This window comes from Actinobacillus pleuropneumoniae (assembly GCF_003290385.1).
Classification (GTDB): domain Bacteria; phylum Pseudomonadota; class Gammaproteobacteria; order Enterobacterales; family Pasteurellaceae; genus Actinobacillus; species Actinobacillus lignieresii.
In genome coordinates this window covers 1,652,464-1,679,010 of the sequence record NZ_CP030753.1, presented here as the reverse complement: position 1 = coordinate 1,679,010, position 26,547 = coordinate 1,652,464, and the positions used below count along the sequence as shown (strand labels likewise).

At 36.5% G+C, this 26,547-nt stretch carries 26 protein-coding genes; 17 read left to right on the top strand and 9 right to left on the bottom strand.

Features of this window, described 5'->3' with window-relative positions:
• Positions 1-34 precede the first annotated feature (34 nt).
• The 6 genes from ilvA to tsaA form a co-directional block, all read right to left on the bottom strand.
• Positions 35-1,561 carry a threonine ammonia-lyase, biosynthetic gene (ilvA, locus tag DRF63_RS07840; RefSeq protein ID WP_005598676.1) on the bottom strand — a complete coding sequence of 509 codons (1,527 nt, stop codon included), beginning with the start codon at positions 1,559-1,561 and terminating at the stop codon, positions 35-37.
• A 126-nt stretch (positions 1,562-1,687) separates the two neighbouring features.
• Positions 1,688-2,290: a peptidylprolyl isomerase gene (gene slyD / locus DRF63_RS07835; RefSeq protein WP_005598677.1), complete on the bottom strand. Its 603-nt coding sequence runs from the start codon at positions 2,288-2,290 to the stop codon at positions 1,688-1,690.
• 79 nt (positions 2,291-2,369) lie between these two features.
• Complete coding sequence (locus DRF63_RS11150; protein ID WP_005598678.1) at positions 2,370-2,510, bottom strand: hypothetical protein; 141 nt, start codon at positions 2,508-2,510, stop codon at positions 2,370-2,372.
• Between the two features lie 68 nt (positions 2,511-2,578).
• Complete coding sequence (gene aqpZ / locus DRF63_RS07830; RefSeq protein WP_005598679.1) at positions 2,579-3,265, bottom strand: aquaporin Z; 687 nt, start codon at positions 3,263-3,265, stop codon at positions 2,579-2,581.
• A 145-nt stretch (positions 3,266-3,410) separates the two neighbouring features.
• A complete protein-coding gene (locus tag DRF63_RS07825; protein WP_005598681.1) occupies positions 3,411-4,127 on the bottom strand; it encodes an SIMPL domain-containing protein in 717 nt (238 codons plus the stop codon).
• A gap of 41 nt (positions 4,128-4,168) precedes the next feature.
• Positions 4,169-4,927, bottom strand: coding sequence for a tRNA (N6-threonylcarbamoyladenosine(37)-N6)-methyltransferase TrmO (gene tsaA, locus DRF63_RS07820; protein WP_005598682.1), 759 nt, complete (start codon positions 4,925-4,927; stop codon positions 4,169-4,171).
• Between the two features lie 96 nt (positions 4,928-5,023).
• Here tsaA and DRF63_RS07815 point away from each other — a divergent pair, with 96 nt between their 5' ends.
• Positions 5,024-5,932, top strand: a complete 909-nt coding sequence (locus DRF63_RS07815) for a 1,4-dihydroxy-2-naphthoate polyprenyltransferase (protein WP_005598683.1) — start codon at positions 5,024-5,026, stop codon at positions 5,930-5,932.
• 76 nt (positions 5,933-6,008) lie between these two features.
• Here DRF63_RS07815 and erpA read toward each other — a convergent pair whose 3' ends face one another.
• On the bottom strand, positions 6,009-6,350 hold the full coding sequence (gene erpA / locus DRF63_RS07810; RefSeq protein WP_005598685.1) for an iron-sulfur cluster insertion protein ErpA: 342 nt from the start codon (positions 6,348-6,350) through the stop codon (positions 6,009-6,011).
• A gap of 171 nt (positions 6,351-6,521) precedes the next feature.
• Between erpA and rffG the strand changes: the two genes are divergently transcribed.
• The 16 genes from rffG (at position 6,522) to rpoD (ending at position 24,372) form a co-directional block, all read left to right on the top strand.
• A complete protein-coding gene (gene rffG, locus DRF63_RS07805) occupies positions 6,522-7,583 on the top strand; it encodes a dTDP-glucose 4,6-dehydratase (RefSeq protein ID WP_005598686.1) in 1,062 nt (353 codons plus the stop codon).
• 40 nt (positions 7,584-7,623) lie between these two features.
• On the top strand, positions 7,624-8,502 hold the full coding sequence (gene rfbA, locus DRF63_RS07800; protein ID WP_005598687.1) for a glucose-1-phosphate thymidylyltransferase RfbA: 879 nt from the start codon (positions 7,624-7,626) through the stop codon (positions 8,500-8,502).
• Complete coding sequence (gene rfbD, locus DRF63_RS07795) at positions 8,502-9,377, top strand: dTDP-4-dehydrorhamnose reductase (protein WP_005598688.1); 876 nt, start codon at positions 8,502-8,504, stop codon at positions 9,375-9,377. The genes rfbA and rfbD overlap by 1 nt, the downstream gene beginning before the upstream one ends.
• Positions 9,377-9,919: a dTDP-4-dehydrorhamnose 3,5-epimerase gene (rfbC, locus tag DRF63_RS07790; RefSeq protein ID WP_005598689.1), complete on the top strand. Its 543-nt coding sequence runs from the start codon at positions 9,377-9,379 to the stop codon at positions 9,917-9,919. Before rfbD ends, rfbC begins: the two co-directional genes overlap by 1 nt.
• A 12-nt stretch (positions 9,920-9,931) precedes the next feature.
• Positions 9,932-10,717 carry an ABC transporter permease gene (locus DRF63_RS07785; RefSeq protein ID WP_005598692.1) on the top strand — a complete coding sequence of 262 codons (786 nt, stop codon included), beginning with the start codon at positions 9,932-9,934 and terminating at the stop codon, positions 10,715-10,717.
• A gap of 10 nt (positions 10,718-10,727) precedes the next feature.
• Entirely contained in the window at positions 10,728-11,462 is a 735-nt protein-coding gene (locus DRF63_RS07780; protein WP_005598694.1) for an ABC transporter ATP-binding protein, read from the top strand.
• Positions 11,463-11,486: 24 nt separating this feature from the next.
• The gene (locus DRF63_RS07775; RefSeq protein WP_237590517.1) at positions 11,487-14,234 is read left to right on the top strand and encodes a glycosyltransferase; all 2,748 of its coding nucleotides are present in this window, start codon (positions 11,487-11,489) and stop codon (positions 14,232-14,234) included.
• Positions 14,235-14,238: 4 nt separating this feature from the next.
• Entirely contained in the window at positions 14,239-15,582 is a 1,344-nt protein-coding gene (locus tag DRF63_RS07770) for a DUF2142 domain-containing protein (RefSeq protein ID WP_005598697.1), read from the top strand.
• A gap of 10 nt (positions 15,583-15,592) precedes the next feature.
• On the top strand, positions 15,593-15,952 hold the full coding sequence (locus DRF63_RS07765; RefSeq protein ID WP_043991889.1) for a GtrA family protein: 360 nt from the start codon (positions 15,593-15,595) through the stop codon (positions 15,950-15,952).
• Between the two features lie 12 nt (positions 15,953-15,964).
• Positions 15,965-16,930, top strand: a complete 966-nt coding sequence (locus tag DRF63_RS07760) for a glycosyltransferase family 2 protein (protein WP_005598699.1) — start codon at positions 15,965-15,967, stop codon at positions 16,928-16,930.
• Positions 16,923-17,795 carry a rhamnosyltransferase gene (locus DRF63_RS07755; protein ID WP_005598700.1) on the top strand — a complete coding sequence of 291 codons (873 nt, stop codon included), beginning with the start codon at positions 16,923-16,925 and terminating at the stop codon, positions 17,793-17,795. The genes DRF63_RS07760 and DRF63_RS07755 overlap by 8 nt, the downstream gene beginning before the upstream one ends.
• Positions 17,792-18,703 carry a glycosyltransferase family 2 protein gene (locus DRF63_RS07750; RefSeq protein WP_005598701.1) on the top strand — a complete coding sequence of 304 codons (912 nt, stop codon included), beginning with the start codon at positions 17,792-17,794 and terminating at the stop codon, positions 18,701-18,703. Before DRF63_RS07755 ends, DRF63_RS07750 begins: the two co-directional genes overlap by 4 nt.
• Positions 18,704-18,706: 3 nt before the next feature.
• The gene (gene wbaP, locus DRF63_RS07745; protein ID WP_005598702.1) at positions 18,707-20,125 is read left to right on the top strand and encodes an undecaprenyl-phosphate galactose phosphotransferase WbaP; all 1,419 of its coding nucleotides are present in this window, start codon (positions 18,707-18,709) and stop codon (positions 20,123-20,125) included.
• A 145-nt stretch (positions 20,126-20,270) separates the two neighbouring features.
• On the top strand, positions 20,271-20,486 hold the full coding sequence (rpsU, locus tag DRF63_RS07740; protein WP_005598703.1) for a 30S ribosomal protein S21: 216 nt from the start codon (positions 20,271-20,273) through the stop codon (positions 20,484-20,486).
• A 179-nt stretch (positions 20,487-20,665) separates the two neighbouring features.
• Entirely contained in the window at positions 20,666-22,408 is a 1,743-nt protein-coding gene (gene dnaG / locus DRF63_RS07735; protein WP_005598705.1) for a DNA primase, read from the top strand.
• A 101-nt stretch (positions 22,409-22,509) separates the two neighbouring features.
• Positions 22,510-24,372 (top strand): RNA polymerase sigma factor RpoD, encoded by a 1,863-nt coding sequence (gene rpoD / locus DRF63_RS07730; protein WP_258167533.1) that lies wholly within the window; start codon positions 22,510-22,512, stop codon positions 24,370-24,372.
• Between the two features lie 152 nt (positions 24,373-24,524).
• Here the strand turns inward: rpoD and tyrS are convergent, their stop codons facing one another.
• The gene (gene tyrS / locus DRF63_RS07725) at positions 24,525-25,715 is read right to left on the bottom strand and encodes a tyrosine--tRNA ligase (protein WP_005598708.1); all 1,191 of its coding nucleotides are present in this window, start codon (positions 25,713-25,715) and stop codon (positions 24,525-24,527) included.
• Positions 25,716-26,059: 344 nt separating this feature from the next.
• Positions 26,060-26,524, bottom strand: coding sequence for a hypothetical protein (locus tag DRF63_RS07720; RefSeq protein WP_005598709.1), 465 nt, complete (start codon positions 26,522-26,524; stop codon positions 26,060-26,062).
• Positions 26,525-26,547: the final 23 nt, after the last annotated feature.

The following is a 26,547-nucleotide window of genomic DNA, read 5'->3' as shown; positions in this document are numbered from 1 at the left end:
TTAGACAGCCGATTTAACCAATAATTCCTGCGATTTATTTTAAAAAGTATTGATATGCAAGGCTATCCGTTACGTTTTGATAACGATAACCAAGTTGATCCAAATGCTGATTAAGGCGATGCTTATCGCTTTCATCTAAAGTAAACGCAGCGAGAATATCGCCGTAATCCGCCCCGTGCGCACGATAATGGAATAATGAAATATCCCAATCGGTCAGTGTTTGGAGGAATTTTAATAATGCGCCTTTTTGCTCAGGGAATTCGAAGCTATAAAGTTGCTCGCTGCTAATGCTGTTAGGACGACCGCCGACCATATAACGAATATGCGTTTTAGCAATGTCATCATCCGAAAGATCCACTACGTTATAATTGTGCTGTTGTAGATCGCGAATGATATCCGCTTTTTCCGCATTGCCGGTAATACGAACCCCAACGAAAATACACGCTTTATTGTCATCTGCGTGTCGATAGTTAAATTCGGTGACCGCTCTATTGCCTAAAATCTCACAGAATTTTAAAAAACTGCCTTTTTGTTCCGGAATGGTTACCGCTAATAAGGCTTCATGTTTTTCGCCGATTTCACAACGTTCCGAAACATAACGTAACGTATGGAAATTCAAGTTCGCACCGGAAAGCACACAAGCTAAGTTTTTGCCTTCAAGTTGGTGTTCTTTCACATATTTTTTTAAGCCGGCTAATGAAGTCGCACCGGAAGGTTCTGCAATCGCACGTACGTTTTCAAAAATATCTTTCATTGCCGCACAAATCTGATCGTTATCGACCAGTACCACTTCATCGATATATTTCTGGCATAAACGGAAAGTTTCGTCACCGATTCTTTTTACCGCAATACCGTCTGCGAATAAACCGACTCGCTCCAAGTTATCCGGTTTACCGACTTTTAACGCATATTGCAAACAAGCGGAATCTTTGGATTCGACCGCAATCACTTTGACATTCGGTAAAATTTGTTTAATTAATACCGCTATACCTGCGGCTAAACCGCCGCCGCCGACCGGCACGAACACATAATCTAAATCGGATCTTTGTTGTACCAATTCCATACCGATCGTGCCTTGACCGGCGATTACCATCGGATGATCGAAAGGCGGTACGAAGGTCATGCCTAATTCGGCGGAAAGTTCTAAGGCTTTGGCTTTGGCTTCGTCAAAGTTTGCGCCGAACAGTAAAACTTCGCCGCCGAATCCTCTTACCGCATCGACTTTAATTGCCGGCGTATTTTGCGGCATTACGATTAAGGCGCGTAATCCTAAATGTTTGGATGAAAGCGCCACGCCTTGCGCATGGTTACCTGCCGAAGCGGTAATCACACCGGCGGCTTTTTGGCTTGCCGAAAGGTTTGAAATCATCGCAAAGGCACCGCGCAGTTTAAAACTGTGTACCGGTTGGCGATCTTCACGTTTGATAAGAATTTGGTTGCCTAAACGCTCGGAGAGTTTTTCCATTTTTTGTAGCGGGGTCACTTGCGCTAGGTCGTAGATATTTGAACTGAGGATAGCACGCAGATAATCGGTGCCGGATTGAATTGTCGGATTGCTCATAACACTGCTCTGTATTTTATTATGCTTTTATATCGGCGTATTGAAGGATACGTCAGGTTATTATTTAAAGAAAAACTAAAAAGGCACAAGCGATAACGCTTGCGCCAATGATGAAATAAAAAAGAATTAGTGGTGGTGACCGCCACAACCGCAACCGCCATGCCCGTGGTGATGATCGTGGTCGTGATGATGGTCGTGTCCGTGACCGCCGCATCCGCAACCGCCTTCTTCACCGTGACCGCCGCAACAGCCTTCGTGATCGTGACCTGAGTGGATATGACCGTGTGCGATTTCTTCTAATGTCGCTTCACGGGTTGCAACCACTTCCACAGAGAAAAGTAATTCTTGACCGGCTAACATATGGTTACCGTCCACCACCACTTCGTCACCGTCCACTTCGGTGATCACAACCGGTAACGGGCCTAAATCGGTATCAGCGATAAAACGCATACCCACTTCTAATTCATCCACGCCCATAAATACGTCTTTCGGTACGCGTTGAACCATGTTTTCGTTATATTCGCCGTAACCTTCTTCCGGTTTAACGCGAACTTCAAACACATCGCCTACCGCTTTGCCTTCAAGCGCTTTTTCTAAACCTTCAACAAGATTATTATGACCGTGTAAATATTCTAACGGTTGATTTACCGGCGCTTCATCAACTAACACGCCGTCTTGAGTACGAACTTGATAAGCAATGCTCGGAACAACATTTTTTGCGATTTTCATTAAAGATTCCTTTTTCTATTTAGGTAAAAATACGCTTCATTGTAGCGGTTTATCGTAGATTTGCAAAAGGTTTGCAAAATTAATCGGTAATATCCGGCGTAACCGTATCTACTACATCAACGGCGGTACCGACTACGCCGCCTACTACGGAAGTCACTAAACAACCGCTTAATACACTACAACACGTAGCTATGATAAAGATTTTGAATAGCGATTTCATTTTTATCCTATTTGTCCGATGTTCGATATACAGTGCCGAAACGGCACTGTATTATAAGAGATTAGAGCTTATTTTTCTTCGGCAATAAAACGATAGGCTAATGCGCCGATAATCGCACCTAAAATCGGCGCGACCCAGAACAACCATAATTGCTCAATCGCCCAAGATCCTTGGAATAAGGCGACACCGGTTGAACGAGCCGGATTGACCGAAGTATTGGTTACCGGAATGGAAATTAAGTGAATTAACGTTAAGGCTAAGCCGATCGCAATCGGAGCAAAACCTGCCGGTGCACGTTTATCGGTCGCACCCATAATGATAATTAAGAAAAATGCGGTTAATACGACTTCAATTACTAATGCCGCAGCCATTGAATAACCGTGCGGCGAATGTTCCGCAAAACCGTTACTTGCAAAACCTGCCGTAACATCAAAGCCTGCTGCGCCCGAAGCAATCGTGTATAACACCGCCGCCGCTGCAATTGCACCGATAACTTGTGCAACGATATAAGGCACTAAGTCTTTGGCGTTAAAACGACCGCCGACCAATAAACCGATAGATACCGCCGGATTAAAGTGGCCGCCGGAAATATGACCTACTGCATAAGCCATCGTTAATACGGTTAAACCGAATGCCAATGATACGCCGGCATAGCCGATGCCTAACTCAGGAATACCCGCCGCTAAAACCGCACTACCGCAACCGCCGAAAACTAACCAAAACGTACCGAAAAATTCGGCAAAATATTTTTTCATTCTTTTTTCCTTAATATTAAAGATTAAATGGCACTTAAGTGCCAGTGCTTTCCAATCACTATCCGTTAAGATAGTTTATCTCCAAGAATGTTTAATAGTTTGAGGAAATTAAACATTCTTTTTGAACCTGAGAGTAAAATAGCATTTACTCAAATACGATTTGACCGGTTGCCCGCGCCGAAATAGTTGCTTTACCCGCTTCCAAAGGGAGTCGTTCTTTTTCAAACGAATCGGCTGATTTTGCCATTGCGGCTAACGGTCTGGCGTTAAAATAGCTTTCTTCACCGTTTGGCGTTTCAAGTCGTACGTTAGTTAAGCGGTATTTGTCCAGCTTTAACCCTTTTTGAATTACGTCCGCTTTATGCTGGAATTGTTTGATAATTTCTAAGGTCATCTCATCTTCCAAAGAAGCGATTTTTTCAGGTGAAACGCTAAAATAAATATCGTCTATCGCCATTTCCGAGCTTAAATTTTCCAATACTTTCGCCATAGCTTCAAAATCTTTACTTTTTAAGTGAATCCTCCCTTCGGTAATCCAACCGTCAATTTTTCCGTTATTCGAGTAATTCACGACGTTTCTTATACCGTCAGATTCCAATTGAATTGTAGAGTATTGCTTTACGCTTTCTATGGTTTGATTTAGATTTTTTGAAACGGATTTTCTTAAGTCGGCTAAAGATTTACCGGTTTTACGGCTGAATACGGTTGCTTGCATTAAATCTTTTTCAACTTCTCGACGAACTTCGGTTGAAAATTCAAAAGAAGATTCTACCGAGGTATTCTTATCGGCTATAGTTTCTGAAGCGCTCGCTAAGTTTGCGATGAACAGCGGTAAGATAATAAAGGCTTTTGATAGTTTCATGATATGTCCTTGATATGACGAGCATGGCTCAAAGTGTTTGCTTAGAACGATATTTCCCGATTAAGTTCATTTTCAATATCCAGTACGATAGCTTTATTGACGTTATTCGTGCAAATTTGCCAACGAATGTTGTATCCGGCCAGATTCATACCGTAGATACGTTCTGTCGCCTTACCTTGCTGATAAGCGGGGCGAGGGTCTTGTTCAATCACATGACGGATAAAAGTGAGTGGCTGCTCAATACCGAATTTTGCAAAATTCCGGCAAAATCCGACCGCTTGTAACGCTCGTTCGGAAAATTCCACTTTGAGTTTTGCTTGTGGTTTAGTTTGTGCGAAGCCGGAATCCGCATCAGGTTCGCTGTCTGCATACGCAATATAAGGCTTGATATCTAAAATCGGCGTACCGTTCACCAAATCCACACTACCGAGTTTTAGCAATACTTCTCCGTTTCTTACCTCAACACTTTCCAATGCTACTTTGGATAAACCGATCGGATTCGGACGATGGGTCGCTCGGCTGGCAAAAACGCCGATACGTTCATTTCCGCCTAAACGAGGTGGGCGCACCGTAGCATGCCATTCACGTTCGGGAATCTGATGAAATTGGAAAATCAGCCATAAATGACCGAATTGCTCGATACCTCGTACCGCATCCGGCGAATTATAAGGCGGAAGCAGTTTTAATATGCCTTTGCCTTCTTTCACCAAATTCGGCTGGCGCGGCACAGAGAACTTTTCATCATAAGGGCTATGGATAATCCCGATAGGATTTAGGGTTAAAGGTTGTAAAGTCGTCATAAAATTGTACTTTTTCTGTTAAAAATCAAAACCTACATGGACGTTTTATATTAATATAAGCTATTTTAGTCCTTATTATCTTAATTCAGTCTATTTATGAATCAGCATTCAACTTTTTCAATTTGGTTTACTACCGCTCGCCCAAGAACATTGCCTTTAGCGTTAGCCTCTATTATCGTCGGCTCGGCATTGGCATATTGGGCAGGGCATTTCGATATAATCACTACGTTACTTGCTTTTATTACCACTATTTTATTACAAGTGCTGTCTAATTTCGCTAACGATTATGGCGATCACGTCAAAGGCTCCGACACGAAAGAGCGTATCGGGCCGTTACGAGCGATTCAGCACGGGGCAATTACCGGCGGGCAATTAAGAAATGCCGTCGTTCTGCTCAGTATTTTATCCTTTATTGCCGGCGTAGGACTGACGGTTTACACTTATCAATCTATTCAAGATGTCGTAGTGTTTATCAGTTTGGGCGTTATTTCGATTGTGGCGGCAATTACCTATACGGTCGGCAAAAAAGCCTATGGCTATTTAGGGCTGGGAGATTTATTCGTACTGATTTTCTTTGGATTTGTGGCGGTAATCGGTACGTTCTACTTACAAGCGCATAGTATTCCGGCGATGATTTGTATTCCGGCGTTCGGTTGTGGCTTATTATCGGTAGCGGTATTAAATATCAATAACTTACGTGATATTAACCAAGACAAACAAGCGGGTAAAAATACCCTAATTGTCCGTATCGGCAGCCGTAACGGGCGAATTTATCATGTTACGTTATTAATACTAGCGGTCGTTTCTTATTTGATTTTTGCAATCAGTGAATTTCAGCATTGGTATAGCTACTTATTCTTACTTTCTGTCCCATTACTGATGAAACACGGCTTATTTGTTTATCGCCACCAAGATCCGATTGAATTACGCCCGATTTTAGGACAAATGGCAGGATTAGCACTAATTACTAACCTTTTATTTAGCTTAGGAATTTTTTTAGGTTAGGGCAAATTTAGGGTAAAAAAAGACCGCTTGTTTGGGTGATAATCGCAAACAAGCGGTCTTTTTTGTAAGAATATTTTCAAATACTAAAGGATGAACCGCAACCGCAGGTTGAGCTCGCATTCGGGTTTTGCACCACAAAACGAGAGCCGTCCAAACCTTCGGTATAATCTACCGTACCACCGATTAAATATTGCAGGCTCATAGGATCAACCACTAAACCGACGTTTTGGTTTTCAATGGTTAAATCGCCTTCATTGATTTGGTCGTCGAAGGTAAAACCGTATTGGAAACCGCTACAACCGCCACCCGTAATATACACTCGTAAACGAAGATTCGGGTTATCCTCGCCCTCAATTAAACTCTTAACTTTCTTCGCCGCTGCGTCGGTAAAGATAAGAGGAATTTGAATATCGCTCATTTTATTTCCTACAAAAACCAAAATAATTGTGCATTATCTACCAATCTAGGGGAGAGGGCAAGATCAATTAGGGAGATAATGGCTTTAAAAGTTATATGAATAGTATGTCTAAATGTATATAATAAACAAGAATTTTTTAATTTAGTTTAACTTAAGAAGGCCTCTTAAAATATGAAAATTTTAGTAACTGGTGGTGCAGGTTTTATTGGTTCTGCAATAGTGCGTCATATTATAAATAATACACAAGATAGTGTAATAAACGTAGATAAATTGACTTATGCAGGTAATTTAGAGTCTTTGCAAATGGTAGAAAATCATTCTCGCTATATTTTTGAACATGTGGATATTTGTAACCGAGCAGAACTTGAGCGTGTATTTGCACAGTACCAACCTGATGCAGTTATGCACTTAGCTGCAGAAAGTCATGTTGACCGCTCCATTGATGGACCAGCTGCCTTTATCGAAACTAATATTGTAGGTACTTATACCTTACTAGAAGCTGCTCGTGCTTATTGGAATAGTTTAGATACTGATAAAAAATCATTATTCCGTTTTCATCATATTTCTACGGATGAGGTATATGGTGATTTGGAAGGTACAGATGATTTATTTACAGAGACTACACCATATTCTCCTTCTAGCCCATATTCAGCCTCTAAAGCGTCAAGTGATCACTTAGTCCGTGCTTGGCTTCGTACTTATGGTTTGCCTACGATTGTGACCAATTGTTCAAATAACTATGGTCCGTTCCATTTTCCTGAAAAATTAATTCCTTTGATGATTTTAAATGCTTTAGAGGGCAAACCATTACCGGTTTATGGTAATGGGCAACAAATCCGTGACTGGTTATTTGTAGAAGATCATGCTAGAGCGTTGTACAAAGTTGTAACGGAAGGTAAAGTTGGAGAAACTTATAATATAGGCGGACATAATGAAAAAGCGAATATTGATGTTGTTCGTACTATTTGTAGTCTATTAGAAGAACTTGTACCAAATAAACCGGCTGGCGTGAAAAAATATGAAGATTTAATTACCTATGTGACGGATCGCCCAGGACATGATGTTCGTTATGCAATTGATGCTACAAAAATCGGACGTGAATTAGGCTGGCAGCCACAGGAAACATTTGAAACCGGTATTCGTAAAACAGTTGAATGGTATTTGAATAATACAGAATGGTGGAGTCGAGTATTAGATGGTTCTTACAATCGTGAACGTTTAGGTTCAAATTAATATTATTATAAGCGGGTCAATTTTTTAAAAGGTTTACAAAATGAAAGGTATTATTCTTGCGGGCGGTTCAGGTACTCGCCTTTATCCTATTACTCGAGGTGTATCAAAACAGCTCTTACCAGTATACGATAAGCCGATGATTTATTATCCGCTATCAGTGCTGATGCTTGCTGGTATCCGAGAGGTATTAATTATCACAACGCCTGAGGATAATGAGAGTTTTAAACGTTTATTAGGCGATGGTTCGGATTTTGGTATCCAGCTTTCTTATGCCGTTCAGCCTAGCCCAGATGGTTTAGCACAAGCCTTTTTAATCGGTGAGAAATTTATTGGCAACGATAGTGTGTGTTTAGTACTTGGCGATAATATTTTCTACGGACAGCATTTTACTCAATCTCTCCAAGAGGCGGCAAAATCGGTAGAAACGAAAGGTGCAACCGTATTTGGCTATCAAGTAAAAGATCCGGAACGTTTTGGTGTTGTGGAATTTGATGAGCATTTCCGGGCATTATCTATCGAGGAAAAACCGGCTAAACCTAAATCAAATTGGGCGGTAACCGGCTTATATTTCTATGATAACCGAGTAGTAGAATTTGCTAAACAGGTTAAACCATCTGCACGTGGCGAGTTAGAGATTACTACACTAAATGAAATGTACCTGAATGATGGTTCGCTCAATGTACAATTATTAGGGCGAGGCTTTGCTTGGCTGGATACCGGTACGCATGATAGTTTACATGATGCGGCGGCATTTGTGAAAACAGTACAAAATCTACAGAATTTACAGGTAGCATGCTTAGAAGAAATTGCTTATCACAATGGCTGGTTATCACTTGAACAACTTGAAGCATTAGCAAAACCGATGGCGAAAAATGAATATGGTCAATATTTGTTACGTTTAGCAAAAGGAACAAAATAATGGCACGTTTTTTAATTACGGGAGCGAAGGGCCAAGTTGGATATTGCCTTACTAAGCAATTACAAAGCAAAGCAGATGTCTTAGCAGTAGATCGTGATGAGCTTGATATAACAAATCGAGATGCAGTATTTAAAATCGTTAGAGAGTTTAATCCCAATGTTATTATTAATGCTGCAGCACATACTGCTGTAGATCGGGCTGAGAGTGAAATCGAACTATCTGAAGCGATTAACGTGAAAGGCCCACAATATCTTGCAGAAGCAGCCAATGAGATTGATGCAGTCATTTTACATATTTCAACGGATTATGTCTTTGAAGGTACAGGTTCCGGTGAATATAAAGAAGATGATAAGCCAAATCCACAAGGTGTATACGGTAAAACAAAATTGGCAGGTGAAAGGGTAGTTCAACAGGCGAATAAAAAGCATATCATTTTGCGTACAGCTTGGGTATTTGGCGAACATGGTAATAACTTTGTTAAAACAATGCTCCGTTTAGGAAAAGAAAGGGAATCTTTAGGGATCGTAAGCGATCAATTCGGTGGACCGACTTACGCAGGAGACATTGCTAACGCACTGATTCAGATAGCGAATACTATTCTTAATGGTAAGCAAGATGCATTTGGTATTTACCATTTTACTGGAAAGCCTTATGTGAGTTGGGCAGACTTCGCTAATACTATTTTTAATGAAGCTGTTTCACAAAAAGTATTAGAAAAAGCACCGCTTGTTAATTTTATTTCTACGAGTGATTATCCAACACCAGCAAAACGACCAGCAAATTCCCGTTTAGATTTAACTAAAATTGATGCGGTTTTTGGTATTAAACCAAGTGATTGGCAACGAGCATTAAAAAATATTAAGGCATATGTATAATGAAAATTATTGAAACAAATATTCCGGATGTAAAACTCTTAGAACCTCAAGTGTTTGGTGATGAGCGTGGTTTCTTTATGGAAACTTTTCGAGATGAATGGTTTAAACAAAATGTTGCTGATCGTACTTTTGTGCAAGAAAATCATTCAAAATCTATTAAGGGTGTTTTGAGAGGTTTACATTATCAAACGGAAAATACACAAGGTAAGTTAGTGCGTGTAGTACAGGGTGCAGTGTTTGATGTAGCGGTAGATTTACGTAAAAGTTCACCGACTTTTGGGCAATGGGTTGGAGAAGTTTTATCTGCCGAAAATAAACGTCAACTTTGGGTGCCTGAAGGTTTTGCCCACGGCTTTTATGTATTAACGGACACTGCTGAATTTACTTATAAATGTACAGACTACTATAATCCGAAAGCAGAACATTCATTGATTTGGAATGATCCAACAATAGCGATTGATTGGAATCTTAATGGTGAGCCGAGCTTATCAGCAAAGGATTTAGCTGGTAGGGCATTGGCGGATGCAGTTATCTTTGAATAAGAATGATAAATTATGAATAAGAAAAAAGGTATTTCTGAATTATTGGTATATCGAGAGTTAATTCATCAACTTGTAATGAAAGATATTAAGCTTAAATATCGTAGAAGTTATTTAGGTTATATTTGGAGCATTCTAAATCCTTTGTTGATGATGATAGTTCTTGTTGTAGTATTTTCAAATTTATTCAAATTTGATATTCCGAATTTTGCAGTGTATTTATTGACGGGGCAAGTAATTTTTGGCTTTCTAGCAGAAGCTACATCTATGTCCGTAAGTTCAATTACAGGAAATGCAGCATTATTGAAAAAGGCATATGTTCCTCAGTATATTTTCACATTATCAAAAGTCACTAGTTCTTTAGTTAATCTATTATTTTCTATGATCGCTCTTGTTTTAGTGATGATCGTCACACAAGTTACTGTTACCTGGAATATATTACTATTTCCAATTGTGATCTTACAGGTGTATTTATTCAGCTTAGGGTTAAGTCTACTATTAGCTTCAATGGCAGTGTTTTTTAGAGATATACAATATCTTTGGGGGGTGTTTATTTCTATTTGGATGTATCTAACTCCAATTATTTATCCTGAATCTATTATTCCTGATGAATATCGTTGGGCATATGAAAATTTTAATCCTATGTATAGTTATATTCAACAATTTAGAGAGGTAGTGTTGAATGGACATATACTGCCATTAGATTTACTGATGCAAGGTAGTATTTGGGCTATAGTTATGTTCTTTATTGGTATTGCTGTTTTTAAAAAGAAACAAGATCAATTTATTTTGTTTATTTAATAGTTATATTATGAGTGATTATATTATTGATGTAAATAATGTAACAGTCCGCTTTAACAAAGCTTCTGAAAATATTACTGGATTAAAGGAATATATTATAAAGTTAGTTAAAGATGAGCTTATGTTTCAAGAGTTTTTTGCTTTGAGAAATATTAATTTTCAGGTTAAACGAGGAGAGTCTTGGGGATTAATTGGGAATAATGGCTCAGGTAAATCTACATTATTAAAATTGATTAGTGGAATTTTAAAACCATATCAAGGTAGCATAACAGTAAGTGGGAGTATTTCTCCGTTAATTGAATTAGGAGCTGGATTTGATCCTGAGCTTACGGCAAGAGAAAATATTTATCTAAATGGTGCTTTACTTGGTTATAGTAAAAAATTTTTAGATGAGCATTTCGAACAAATAGTTTTATTTGCAGAACTACAAGATTTTTTAGATGTACCAATTAAGAATTTTTCATCAGGTATGGCTGCTCGTTTAGGATTTGCAATAGCAACTGTAACAAAACCAGATATTCTAATTGTTGATGAAGTTTTAGCCGTAGGTGATATCGGTTTCCAAATGAAATGTAAAGCTAGAATGGAAGAACTTTTGAATGGGGGAACAACACTTTTATTTGTTTCTCATTCAATTGAGCAAGTAAGGGAGCTCTGTCAAAAGGCAATTTGGCTAGATAAGGGGGAAATTAAAGCCAAAGGCAATATCCAAGAGGTTTCTGAAAATTACCTTACTAATATTTAATTATTTACTATTACTATGAATTATATGAAAAAAGAATATGAAGAACTTATCGAAAAGAATAAGTTATTAAATTATGAATTATTTAATTTATCAAAGGAGTTTAAAGAAACTCAAGATAGTTTAAGTAAAGAGATTATAGAATTAAAAGAAATCAAGTTACATTCTGAGAATAGGGTTCAAGAGTTAGAGCGTATAATTTTCTTAATGGAAAATAGTCGTTCTTGGAAAATGACAAAATACGCACGTATTACGGGTATTCTCTTAAGAAGGGTACATAATTTACTAACGCTTCTTCCTATTGCAATTAAGAAAAAAGGTGGCTTAGTTAATTTTGCTAAATTATTTTATTCAAAATTACGTCAAGGAGGGTTAAAAAACCTTCAATATGCAATTCGGACATTTACAGCACATCAACAGTCAGAAAATGCTTTTCATTCATCTCAGAATGTTCAACCTGAAGACATTGATTTTTTATTTCATATCACTAAGAATCCAAATGAACTTTTTGAGAAAAGAATACTTATCATTGCGGAGATGAGTATTCCGCAGTGCACAAAATATCGAGTGAAGCAAAAGCAAGAATTGTTTGAGTCATTAGGTATTAAGAGTGAGATTGTCTCTTGGACCGATTATATACGTTCTAAACACCTTATTTCGTTAAGCAGTTTAGTCATTTTCTATCGTGTGCCTGCGTATGATTCAGTTTTATCATTAATTGGTGAGTGTAAACGCCTGAATATTAGAACTTTTTGGGAAGTTGATGATTTAATTTTTGATGAAAAGGTTTTAAAAGAAAGCCGGACAATTAATTCTCTTGATACTGCCACGGTTAATTCACTTTTAGAAGGAGCAAGATTGTATCGAGAAGCAATGTTAGCTTGTGGGGAAGGTGTTGCTTCAACTCCGGGTTTAGCCAAAGAAATGCTTAAAGCTGGACTAAAAAATGCTTATATTGTAGAGAATGCATTAGATTTACAAACATTAGAAACTGCAAAAGAAATTTTATCTAAACCATCAAAAACTAATGATAATAAAATTAGAATTGTCTATGGTTCAGGAACATCTACCCATAATATTGATTTTGAAGAAGCTGCTCCTGCGATTGCCAAAGTTTTAAAAGAAAATTCAAATGTCATTTTCCGCATTATTGGTATGCTTGATTTGCCGGATTATTTTAATGGATTAGAAAAACAAATTGAACGTATAGAGTTTTGTAAATATCCAGAGTATTTACGTTATTTATCTGAATGTGACATTAGTATTGCTCCATTAGAAGATTATATTTTTAATGAATCAAAAAGTAATATTAAATATTTAGAGGCATCAATTGTTAAAGCTGCATCTATTTCTTCGCCATTAAGTGCATTTGTTTCTGTTATTGAATCAGGTAAAAACGGTTTAATTGCAAATAATAGTTCTGAATGGTATGAATTATTTACGAAACTAATAAATAATGTAGATTATCGTAATCAATTAGCTAATACGGCTTATAATTTTGTATTAGAACGTTACGCACCTAAATTTATTGCGACTCAATTAAATGAGTTTTTACCTACTACACTAGAAAAAAGAAAGAAAAAACGATTAATTTCATTCAATGTATTCTATCGACCACGTTCTTTTGGTGGTGCCACGATTGTTGCTGAGCAAATTAACGATTTAATTGCTGATTCAAATGAATATGAAGTATTTGTCGTAACCACAATGCCTCCAAGTAGTTTTATGACAGCATATAGCGTTATGCGATATGAGTTGAATAATACAACTATTTTTGGTATTTGTGTGCCAAATGAAGAAATGGAGAATTATGAAAATAAGAATATTTACAATATTGTTTCCGATATCCTTGAGTTAGTAAATCCTGATTTAGCCCATATTCATTGTATTCAAGGCTTAGGCGTTGGTGTTGTTGATGCATGCACACAACGAAATATAAAGACTGCTGTAACCTTACATGATGCTTGGTGGATTTGCCCTCGCCAATTTATGATTAAAGCTGATGGTAAGTTCTGTCATCAATATAAAATTGATAAAAATGAATGTATAAAATGTATTGGTAGTACATCAGAATATTTATATCGTAGTAATAAATTATTAAATAGTTTAAATAAAGCTGATTTGTTATTAGCTCCGAGCCAATATTTCACGGATCTATACCAAGTAAACTTAAATAAAAAAGTGATGGTAAATAAAAATGGGATTAAAAAACCTATTAGAGTATTACCAAAATTTAAGAATAAAATCATTAGATTTGGCTATGTTGGAGGACGAACAAATATCAAAGGAATTCATCTTATTCTTGAAGCATTTAAAAAATATAAATTTAAGAATGCGGAGTTAGTGGTAGTAGATAACTTACTTAATTTAGGTCAGAAATCTTATCCTGAAAGTGATTTTGATGGTATTCTTAAATATGAAATTTTACCAGCTTATACGCAGGATAATATTGATGAATTTTTTAATAGCATTGATGTTCTCTTATTTCCAACGCAGTGGAAGGAGAGTTTTGGTTTAACGGTAAGAGAAGCTATTATACGTAATGTATGGGTAATTACTACAGATGCAGGCGGACCTGTTGAAGGTATTATTGAAGGAGTAAATGGTAATATTATTCCTTTTGATAGTGATTATAAACAACTGGCAGTTGCGATTCAAAATGTTATCAATACGTATGAAGCAAGAGATCCGAAAGAAGAAATTTTGCTAGAAAAAATGCATATTGCAACTTTTGAAGAACAAAAGAATGAATTGATTCAATTATTTAAATTGTAAGAATATGTTTAAAAATCTTAATCTAGAAAATAATAGTTTTAATCGACTATTTATGTTTGGTTTTGCGATTATAGTATTAGTGGTGTCGATACTGACACCTCCTTTTCAGTCACCTGATGAATTTGCTCATTTTGAACGTGCATATACTATTTCTAATGGGCAGTTTTTCTTGGATGATAAAGGAAATGGAAATATAGATAAAAATTTAACTAATTTTGAGCATTTTTATAAAGCATTCCCTTTTAAATACGAGAAGAAAAATACTATACAATTAGAGCATGAAGCTAGGAATATACATTGGGCTAATGAGGAGCATAATATATCATTAGTTAATACTGCTGTATATTTTCCTATTCCTTATATTCCACAGGCTATAGGAATTAGTATTGGTCGATACTTAGATTTTCCTATATATGATTCATATAGATTAGCTAAATTAATGGGGATTCTAAATTGTTTAATTTTACTATTTACTGCAAATAAAATATATCCAATTACTCCTATAGGATATTTCATATTATCACTTCCTATGGTAATTTTTCAGATTTCATCTACAACACCTGATGGTATGGTTTTTAGTCTATCTCTATTATTTGGGTGCATTGTTGCAAGGGGATTGAATGCAGAAAATTCATTTTCAATATATTACTTTATGTTGATTTGTTTTGTATTCTTCATCATTAGTACAATGAAAATTAATTTATTTCCTATGATATTATTATTATTATTAATATGCAATTATCGGAAATTAAGATGTGGTTATAGATTTTTTTTGATAACATTAACATTTATTTTAGGTTGGTTATTATTTGCATACTCTAGCTTTCTTTCAGGTGAAAATTTTTCTCAAGGAGGATTAGGTGTAGGAGGAAAACTAAAGTATTATTTAGAGCATAAAAATGAATTTTTACAAATTTTTATAAATACATTTAGTTCATCAGAATTGATAGGTTCTCATATTAAACAATTTATCGGAGTACTGGGATGGTTAGATACTTCATTTTCTTATGAAAAGTATCTCGTATTACTATTTTTTGGAAGCATGATTTTGCTTTTATCATTAAGAAAAGTTATTGATAATAAAAATCTTTTTTTTAATATATTTATTTTGATTTCAGGTATTTTATTAACATATTTTCTATTACTTTTGACATGGACTCCAGTTACAGAACAGATAATCCATGGTGTGCAAGGAAGGTATTTTATACCTCTAGTTTTAGGATTTACTTCTATGTTAACTATAGTTGGCAAAAAGTATCAAATAGCCAATATACTTGTACTAATATCACTTATTTATTCTGGTATTCTCACTATTTCAGCAATAAATTATAGATATTTACTTAGCTAGATATTAAAAAATGAAGAAAATATTGATATTTTTAATAGTAGGCGGGTGTTCAGCTATTATTGATGTAGGTAGTCTTTATGTATTGAGCAAGATTATTCTAACTAATGAAAGTTTATCTGTTTCTATTGCTTTTATTTTGGGGCTAATTTTTAATTATCTTTGCCATACATATGTTACTTTTGAAAAGTCAGCAACAAAATCAAATGTTATAAAATATTTAATAGTAGTATTGATTAATTATCTACTTACATTAGGTTTAATAAAATTGCAAATACAATTCGGTATAGATATTGTAATAGCAAAGATTATTACCTTGCCTATCATTGCAGTAGTTACTTTCATTTTATCAAATAAATGGGTTTATAAATAACTAAGGATAGATATGTTACAGAATAAGAAAATTGCAGCAGTTATTCCAACTTTTAGAGTGCTTGCTCAGATTGAAACCGTTTTGAAAAGAATACCCGAGTATTTTGATATGATTTATGTCGTGGATGATAAATGTGATCAAGGTAGTGGTAAATTTGTTCAAGAACATATTATGGATTCTCGAGTAAAAGTGCTTTTTCATGAAGTGAATCAAGGTGTTGGAGGAGCTGTTATTACTGGTTATAAACAAGCAATTATCGATCAGATGGATGTAGTGGTTAAAATTGATGGTGATAACCAAATGGATCCTTATTTGGCTGAAAAATTTATTTTACCAATTGTTAATGGAGATGCAGATTATACAAAAGGAAATCGATTCTTTAACCTTTCAGACGTAGCGGATATGCCGAAAGTGAGGTTTTTTGGTAATATTGCTCTTTCTTTTTTAACCAAAGCATCATCTGGTTATTGGAAAATTTTTGATCCGACAAATGGTTATACGGCAATTAGTGTTAAAGTACTAAAAATGTTGGCTTTAGACAAGATTCAAAAGCGTTACTTTTTTGAAAGTGATATATTATTCCGATTGAATATGATCTCAGCTAAAGTATTAGATGTGCCAATGGTTGCAGTATATGGAGATGAAGTATCCAATTTAAAAATTAGCAAAATATTCTTTCCATTTCTAAAAGGAAATTTATCTAATTTTTCAAAGAGAATTTTCTATAAATATTTCTTGCAAGATTTTAATGTTGCTTCTGTTGAATTAGTATTTGGTACAGTAATGTCATTATTCGGAATATTATTTGGACTATATAATTGGATTGCTAATGCAATTAATAATATAGAAACACCAACAGGAACCATTATGATTTCTGCATTGTTTATTTTAGTAGGAATTCATTTATTACTCTCTTTTATATCTTATGATGTAAATAATTATCCAACGGAATCAATTAGTAAAAATTTAGATGAATAATCCCATTTGTTCTGTTATTGTTTGTTATGAACCAACTAAGAAAATATTTTTTTTAATCAACTCTCTAATTAAGCAGAATGTATATCCTATTATTATCGATAATTCAGAAAGGATCTTTCTGGATTTTACCGGTAGTGGATATGTATATAAAAAATTAGGAAAGAATGTTGGTATTGCAGATGCACAAAATATAGGTATTGATTTAGCCTTAGCTTTAAATGCCAAGGCTATTGTGTTTTTCGATCAAGATTCAATTATTCCAGATAATCTTATTCAGTTCCTTTATCGACCAATTGAATCTGGGTATACAAGCATTTCTGTACCAATTTATAAAAATATAAGCGGTAACTTTTTTTATCAGATTATTAAATGTAATAAGATAGGATTTCGAACAAGAATTATACCTCATATGGAGATGGGTAATTTTACTACTAATATCGCAATTTCCTCAGGAAGTATGGTTAATAGTAAGGTATTTAATATTGTAGGAAAAATGGATGGTTCATTATTTATCGATCATGTTGATACTGAGTGGTTTTTAAGAGCTAATGATAAAGGATTTGTAACATTAGTTGTTACGCAGGCAGTAATGGAGCATACAATTGGAGATCAATTTATTAACTTGAAATCAATAAAAATACCAGTACATTCTCCTTTAAGACGCTATTATCGAGTAAGAAATAATTTTCTTTTATTACGATATAAGCATTTCCCTAAGATATTAGCAATAAGAGAAATTATTTTTTCTTTCTTGCATCAATTTATTATTTTACTTTATTGTAAGAATCGGATGGAGTATCTCAAATATTTTTTCAAAGCTATAAAAGATGGTATATATAATAAAAAGGGAAAAATTTCTAAATGAAATATTCGCTTGTTGTTCCAACTTATAATGCAGGATTATCTTGGCAGGAATGGATTGAGGCTTATCAAAATCAAGCTATAAAAGCTGAAAAGGTAATTGTTATTGATTCGTCTTCAACGGATCAAACAGCGGCTTTAGCTGAGCAAGCGGATTTTTTTGTATATAAAATTGAAAAATCAAAGTTTGATCATGGTGGAACACGCAACTTAACAGTAGAATTTACTTCCGATGATACGGAAATTTTAGTTTTTTTAACTCAAGATGCTTTATTTGCAAGTTCAGATTCTCTAGAAGAATTAATAAAACCTTTCCAAGATCCTGAAGTAGGGGCTGTTTATGGTAGGCAGTTACCTCACAAAGATGCGACTCTATTAGCTGCCCATGCCAGGTTATTTAATTATCCTCCTAAAAGTATAATTAAGTCGAAAGAGAGTATTTCGGAGTTAGGATTAAAAACAGCATTTATCTCTAATTCTTTTGCCGCATACCGCTGTTCTATTTTTGAAGAACTCGGAGGTTTTCCTGAGAAAACGATTTTAGCGGAAGATATGTACTTGGCTGCTAAGATAATCTTGAATGGTTATAAAATTGTTTATAATGCGGAGGCAAAAGTCTATCATTCCCATAACTATTCTTTGATTCAAGAGTTTCAGAGATATTTTGATACTGGAGTATTCCAAAAAGAGCAATCTTGGATTAGAAAAGAATTTGGTGAAGCAAATAATGAGGGTAAAAAGTTTGTATGTTCTGAGATTAAGTATTTATTGAAGAATAATTTTTTACTATTGTCGAAAGCTATATTTCACACTATGTTTAAGTTTTTAGGGTTTAAATTAGGTTTGAATTATGAGAAATTACCTAGATGGTTATGTATAAAATTTAGTATGCATAAGAACTATTGGAAATAAATCATGAAAAGGCAGATATTATCTAAATATACGTTAGCTATAAGTGATTTTATTAGTTTTTCTCTATCATTTATTCTATCTTTAGTATTATTAAATTATTCAATTGAGAGGTTTGATGCTTATCTCCCACTTGATCAAGTTAGAGAAAGAATGATTATCCACTTATCGTTAGGTTTTATAGGTGTTATATGGTTTTGGATTAGGCTTCGCCACTATACTTATCGTAAACCCTTTTGGTTTGAACTAAAAGAAGTGATCAGAACACTTATTATTCTTGCTATTATTGAGCTAGCTACTATAGCCTTTTCAAAGCTTTATTTTTCTCGCTATTTATGGGGTTTAACTTGGGGTGTTACATTCTTCTTTGTTCCTATTGTTCGTATTTTAACTAAAAAAATCTTAATTGATACGGGACTATATATTAAGAATACAGTTATTATTGGTGGAGGGAATAATGCGATTGATGCCTATAAAGCCTTAACTAGTGAGTCTTATTTAGGGTTAAAAGTAAAATATTTTATTGCATTAAATCCTTCAGAAAAATTAAAGGAATTGAGTATCCCTATAATAAATGAAGAGCGGAAAGGTATCTGGCAATTAGTTACAAATAAATCTGATCAATTTATTATTGCTTTAGAAGAAGATGAGATAGAAGAAAGAGATAAATGGTTGAGATTCTTTTCAAAAAATTATTATCGTTCAATATCCGTTATTCCTACATTAAGAGGCTTACCACTATATAGTACGGATATGTCTTTTCTATTTAGTTATGAAATGATTTTATTACGGGTAAATAATAACTTAGCGAAAAGATCATCTCGTATATTAAAGAGAATAATGGATATTTTAGGTTCATTATTATTGATAATTTTATTATTACCATTATTAATCTTAATATATTGGTTAGTTAGAAAAGATGGAGGGTATGCAATTTATGGACACCCTCGGATTGGACAAAATGGTAAAAAGTTTAACTGTTTAAAATTTCGTTCAATGGTGGTTAATGCTGATGAAGTATTAGAAAAGCTTTTAGAAAGTGATCCGATAGCAAAAGTAGAATGGGAAAAGGATTTTAAGCTGAGAAATGATCCTCGAATTACCTCTATTGGTAAGTGGTTACGTCGTACAAGTTTGGATGAGCTTCCTCAGCTTTTTAACGTATTAGCTGGACAAATGAGTCTTGTTGGTCCTCGTCCAATTATTTCCGATGAATTGGAATATTATCAGGAAGATGTTGATTATTATTTAATGGCAAAACCAGGAATGACGGGGCTTTGGCAGGTTAGTGGAAGAAATAATGTTGATTATAAGACTCGAGTATATTTCGATGCTTGGTATGTAAAAAACTGGTCTCTTTGGAACGATATTGCTATTTTATTTAAAACTATCAATGTATTAAGGAGCCGAGAAGGAGCTTATTAATCCTATAGGGCTAGAGTAACTTACTATGCAATTTGCCCTTTACTTTATAAGCCGGCTGGGGTAAAATGTACTACCTTTTTTAGTTCTATGTCGCCAAAATTGTGTGCGACTTTATTTAAACATATATTTCCTGAGGTGATGGCATATGCCAGTAATTAAAGTTCGTGAAAATGAATCATTTGACGTTGCATTACGTCGTTTCAAACGCTCTTGCGAAAAAGCAGGTTTATTAGCAGAAGTTCGCGCTCGTGAATTCTATGAAAAACCAACTACAATTCGTAAACGTGAAAAAGCATCTTTAGCTAAACGTCACGCTAAACGTAATGCTCGTGAAAATGCACGTAACACTCGTTTATACTAATTAGCAGTCTTGCTATTTAGGCTTAAATTAACTAAAACCGTGAAACCTTTTGGAATCACGGTTTTAGTGTTTCTAGTGAACCCCTATGTAACCTATTAGTAAATAAGCGGTCAAATTTCAATAAATTTTGCAAAATTTAGCGTAAATCTAACCGCTTGCCGCTATGACAAGGAGAATCAATGAAAGGCACAATTCCTCGTTCGTTTATTGATGATCTTGTTGCTCGTACCGACATTGTTGAACTCATCAATAGTCGAGTCAAACTCAAAAAAGCAGGACGAGATTATCAAGCCTGTTGTCCGTTTCATCACGAAAAAAGTCCTTCGTTTACCGTCAGTCAATCTAAACAGTTTTATCACTGCTTTGGTTGCGGTGCGCACGGTAATGCGATTAGCTTCTTGATGGATTACGATAAACTGGAATTTCCCGAGGCGATTGAAGAACTTGCCGCGATGCAAGGTTTGGAAGTACCGCGTGAGAATGTGATGGCTCGTGACGGTAAGCCTCAGGCGAGCTACAAAACTAAGCGTAATTTATATGAGCTGTTAGAAGCGATTAGTCGGTTTTATCAACAAAATTTAACTCAAGATATTCCGAGTCAAAGCTATTTACAAAGCCGTGGGCTGTCACCGGAAATCATTGCACGTTTTGAAATTGGTTTTGCATATAATTCGATGGATTCCGTGCTACGTAAATTCGGCACGAATCGTGATGAAGTACAGAAATTGTTCGATACGGGTATGATTACGCAAAATGATAGCGGTCGAATTTACGATAAATTTCGCAATAGAGTAATGTTTCCGATTCGTGATAAACGCGGGCGGGTAATTGCCTTTGGTGGGCGAGTCATGGGGGATGAACGACCTAAATATCTGAATTCACCGGAATCAGCGACTTATCATAAAGGTAATGAACTGTATGGTTTATTTCAAGCGTTACAACAGAATGAAAATCCTACCTCACTCGTTGTGGTCGAAGGGTATATGGATGTGGTCGCACTGGCGCAATTCGGGGTGGATAACGTGGTGGCGTCACTCGGTACGGCAACTACCGGCGAGCAAATCCAGCAGATGTTCCGTGTCACCGAACAAGTGATTTGTTGCTATGACGGCGATAGAGCGGGGCGAGAGGCGGCATGGCGGGCGTTTGAGAACGCATTACCGTATTTGCATGACGGACGACAACTGAAATTTATTTTCTTGCCGGACGGCGAAGATCCGGACAGTTTTGTACGCGCACAGGGCAAGCAAGGCTTTGAAGCCTACTTGCAAAATGCGATGTCACTCAGTGATTTTCTATTCGATTCGCTTATTGCACAGGTTGATCTTTCAAGCAAAGAAGGTAAATCGAAACTGGCGGCATTAGCAATACCGTTGATTAATCGTATTCCGGGTGAAATGCTGCGAGTTTATTTACGCAATATTCTCGGACAAAAGCTCGGTATTTTAGATCCGGCGCAATTGGAAGCAATGTTGCCGAGTCGTTCGCAAGCCGTACAAAAAAAGGCGGTGCGAACGCCGCAAATTAAGCGAACGCCGATGCGTTTATTAATCGCCTTATTATTGCAAAACCCCGAATTGGTTAAATTCGTGCCGGATATTTCCGCGCTTAAAACGCTGGAAGAACCGGGCTTTGAATTATTACTTGAGCTGGTTGAGGTTTGCCGGCAAAAAGTCGGTGTCTCAATGGGCGCATTACTCGAACATTGGCGAGATAAACCGAATTACCGCACTCTTGAACTGTTAGCCGATTGGGAACATTTGGTCACATCGGAAAACATCGAAACGACTTTTATTGAAACGCTTGATTTTCTTTATGCGAAATTGGTGGAAAAGCGAATCGAAGTATTAATTGCCAAAGATCGCAGCCTAGGACTAAGCGCGGAAGAAAAGCAAGAGTTGGTCATGTTGATTGTACAATGATTAAGCGGTCATTTTTGAGAAATTTTTTGCAAAACTATCAAGAAAATTTTAATTAATGGTATAATCCAATACTATTTTTGCGCGCACACAAAACGGATACAATTATGGAACAACAATTAGAACAGCAATCTCAATTAGAACTTCTGATTGCCCAAGGGCGTGAACAAGGTTATTTAACCATTTCGGAAGTGCACGACCACTTACCGGAAGAGTTGGTTGATGCGGAGCAGATCGAAGATATTATTCAAATGATCAACGATATGGGGATTAAAGTTTTAGAAACCGCCCCGGATACCGACGAGTTAATGCTCGCGGAAAATATCGCTGATGAAGATGTCGTGGAAGAAGCGACTAAAGTGCTTTCGACGGTAGAATCTGAATTAGGTAGAACAACCGATCCGGTACGTATGTATATGCGTGAAATGGGTACGGTGGAATTGCTTACCCGTGAAGGCGAAATTGATATTGCGAAACGTATTGAAGAAGGTATCAATGAAGTGCAATGTGCGGTTGCAGAATATCCGGAAGCCTTAACCGAATTAATCGGTTTCTATGCGCAAGTTGAAGAAGGTACGATGCGTTTATCGGATCTTGTTACCGCTTTCGTTGATCCGAATATCCAAGCGGACGAAGCGTTGGAAGATTTGGACGTAGATCTTGATGACGAAGAAGAAGCGGAAGATGTTGCGGATGTAGATGACGAGAGCGAAGAGGAAGAAAGCGACGGCAATGCGGATACCGGTGATGACAATTCAATCGATCCTGAACTTGCTCGCGAAAAATTCTATGCGTTACGCGAGCAACACGAAAAAGCCTTACAAGCGATTCAAAAACACGGTCGTAGCCATAAAAAATCAAGAGAGCAGATCCAAGCACTTTCGGATATTTTCCGTGAGTTCCGTTTAGTACCGAAACAATTTGATTTACTTGTCGAATCGATGCAAAAAATGATGAAACAAGTACGTTCGGAAGAGCGCCAAATTCAACGTTATGCGGTTGAATATGCACAAATGAAAAAGGCTGACTTCTTAAAATTGTTCCAAGGTAATGAAACGTCGGAAGAATGGATTGAAAAAGCAATTAATGCGAAAAAAGGCGCCGCGCCTAAATTGGCGAACTATATCGACCAAATTCGCGTAAATATCGATAATTTACAACGTATGGAGCAAACGACCGGTCTGACTATCGCACAAATTCGTGAAATCGGCGGGCGTATCGCAAACGGTGAATTAAAAGCTCGCCGTGCGAAAAAAGAGATGGTGGAAGCGAACTTACGTTTAGTAATCTCAATTGCGAAAAAATATACCAACCGCGGTTTGCAATTCCTAGATTTAATTCAGGAAGGTAACATCGGTTTGATGAAAGCGGTCGATAAATTCGAATATCGTCGCGGTTATAAGTTCTCTACTTATGCGACTTGGTGGATTCGTCAGGCGATTACCCGTTCAATCGCCGACCAAGCACGTACCATCCGTATTCCGGTACATATGATCGAAACCATCAATAAACTGAACCGTATTTCTCGTCAATGTTTACAAGAAATGGGACGTGAAGCGACGCCGGAAGAGTTAGCGGAACGTATGGGAATGCCGGAAGATAAGATTCGTAAAGTGTTGAAGATTGCCAAAGAGCCGATTTCAATGGAAACGCCGATTGGCGATGACGACGATTCGCATTTAGGTGATTTCATTCAAGACGAAAGCCTTGAATTACCGTTAGATTCGGCAACTGCGGAAAGTTTACGTTTAGCAACGAATGAAGTGTTGGAAGGCTTAACGCTGCGTGAGGCGAAAGTATTGCGTATGCGTTTCGGTATTGATATGAACACAGACCACACGCTTGAGGAAGTCGGTAAACAGTTTGACGTAACGCGTGAACGTATTCGTCAGATTGAAGCGAAAGCGTTACGCAAACTTCGTCACCCAAGCCGTTCGGAAACTTTACGTAGTTTCTTAGACGACTAGAATAGAGAAATAAAAATGCCCAAGCGAGTTAAACTTGGGCATTTTTATTTCTATGACAAGCGGTCGAATTTGCAAAAAAATTAACAAATTTAACCGCTTGTCCAAAGCATAAAAAAGGAAGCCTAAGCTTCCTTTTCGTTTATATCTAAGACTTATTTAACCGTTACACGGGCAAATTTACGTTTACCGACTTGGTAAACGAACGTACCCTGTTGTGCATTTTGACGAACGTCTTCTATTTTTTCGCCGTCGATTTTTACCCCGCCTTGTTGTGCGGAACGAATCGCCTCGGAAGTTGATGCGACTAAACCGGCTTCTTTTAATAAAGTCGCTAAACCGATTTCGCCTTCAAACGTAAATTCCGGCATTTCATCCGGGATTGCGCCTTTTTGGAAACGGTTGATAAACTCTTGTTCCGCCGAATCCGCCGCCGCTTGATCGTGGAAACGAGCAATTAACTCTTTCGCTAAAAGAATCTTCACATCACGCGGATTTTTACCTTCCGCAACGTTCGCTTTCAATTGAGCGATTTCATCTAACGGACGGAATGAAAGTAGATTGTACCAATCCCACATTAACTCGTCTGAAATCGACATCACTTTACCGAACATATCGCTCGGCGCATCGGTTACACCAATATAGTTACCAAGTGATTTCGACATTTTTTTCTCGCCGTCTAAGCCGACAAGTAATGGTAATGTCATTGCTACCTGCGGTTTTTGACCTGCTGATTTTTGTAACTCACGACCGACTAATAAGTTAAAGGTTTGGTCTGTACCGCCTAACTCAACATCCGCTTCTAACGCAACAGAATCATGACCTTGAAGTAACGGATAAATAAATTCGTGGATTGCGATAGATTGATTATTGGTAAAACGTTTTTTGAAATCGTCACGCTCAAGCATACGGGCAACCGTATAATTAGAGGCAAGGCGAATCATACCTTCCGTCCCTAATTTACCCAACCATTCGGAGTTGAAGACCACACGCGTTTTATTCGGGTCTAAGATTTTGAATAATTGTTGTTTATAGGTTTCCGCATTGCGTAACACGTCTTCACGAGTGAGCGGCGGGCGAGTTGAGTTTTTGCCTGACGGATCACCGACCATACCGGTAAAGTCGCCGATTAAGAAAATCACTTCATGACCAAGTTGTTGGAATTGGCGGAGCTTATTTAAAACAACGGTATGACCTAAATGAATATCGGGTGCTGTAGGGTCTGCGCCTAATTTAATGCGTAACGGACGATTTTCCTTTAACTTTTCAATTAAATCTTCTTCAGAATAAATATTTTCAACACCGCGTTTCAATTCGGCTAATGTCGTTTCAATAGATTGAGCCATTTATGATTCCTTATATCTTGTCTTAAATATGAAAATAACTTCTATTATAACGGGATACATTGGAATTGATAAGGTTTAATCGGCAATAGACGAAAAAAAACGCCTCATTTTGTGGGGGAATGAGGCGTAAGAGTTGGAGTGATTACCTATTATTTTTGAAGTGAGTTAATGATAATAATTCTCATCTAGTTAAGCAATGGTCTTTACAATTTCTTACAAATGAGAATCTTTATCATTTGAATAGTTAAAATAATAAGCCTTTTGAAAAGTTCAGGCAAGCACTAAAAAGTCTAAGATAGATGAAAAAGTTACATACGATAGCTTTGAGCACATATTTTGTAATTTTAACTTTCTCGACAAGCTAACCATGGAACACGTATGCCGTTGATATTTTTATAATAAGTCGAACCTTGTTCGCGAGCGACTAAATCCACATAATTTCCTTGAATCGGATAATATGAATTATAAGTGACTTCAAAACGAGTGCCGCGGGCGTTAAGTGTTTTATTTTCAAGGTGATCAAACGGTTCGACTTTGCCGCCGTCCAATTGAAAGTAGAAACCGAAGTTATCTTTCATACGACTTTCTTTTGAAAGCGGAAAATACGTGGATAAATGAGAATTTGCACCGGTTTCAAGGTTACTGCAAGTGTAGAAATAACGTTTATAGTGAGTACCGTTAGATAATTCCGCCTGGCTGATATTGTCTTTTAAGTAATCGGCTCTTGCTTTTTTCTTCGGCACGGAAGAAGTACAGGCAAATAAAAACGTTAGTGTTGATGTTAATAAAATCAATTTAAATTTAGTCATATGATGAAATCCCGATAAAAATA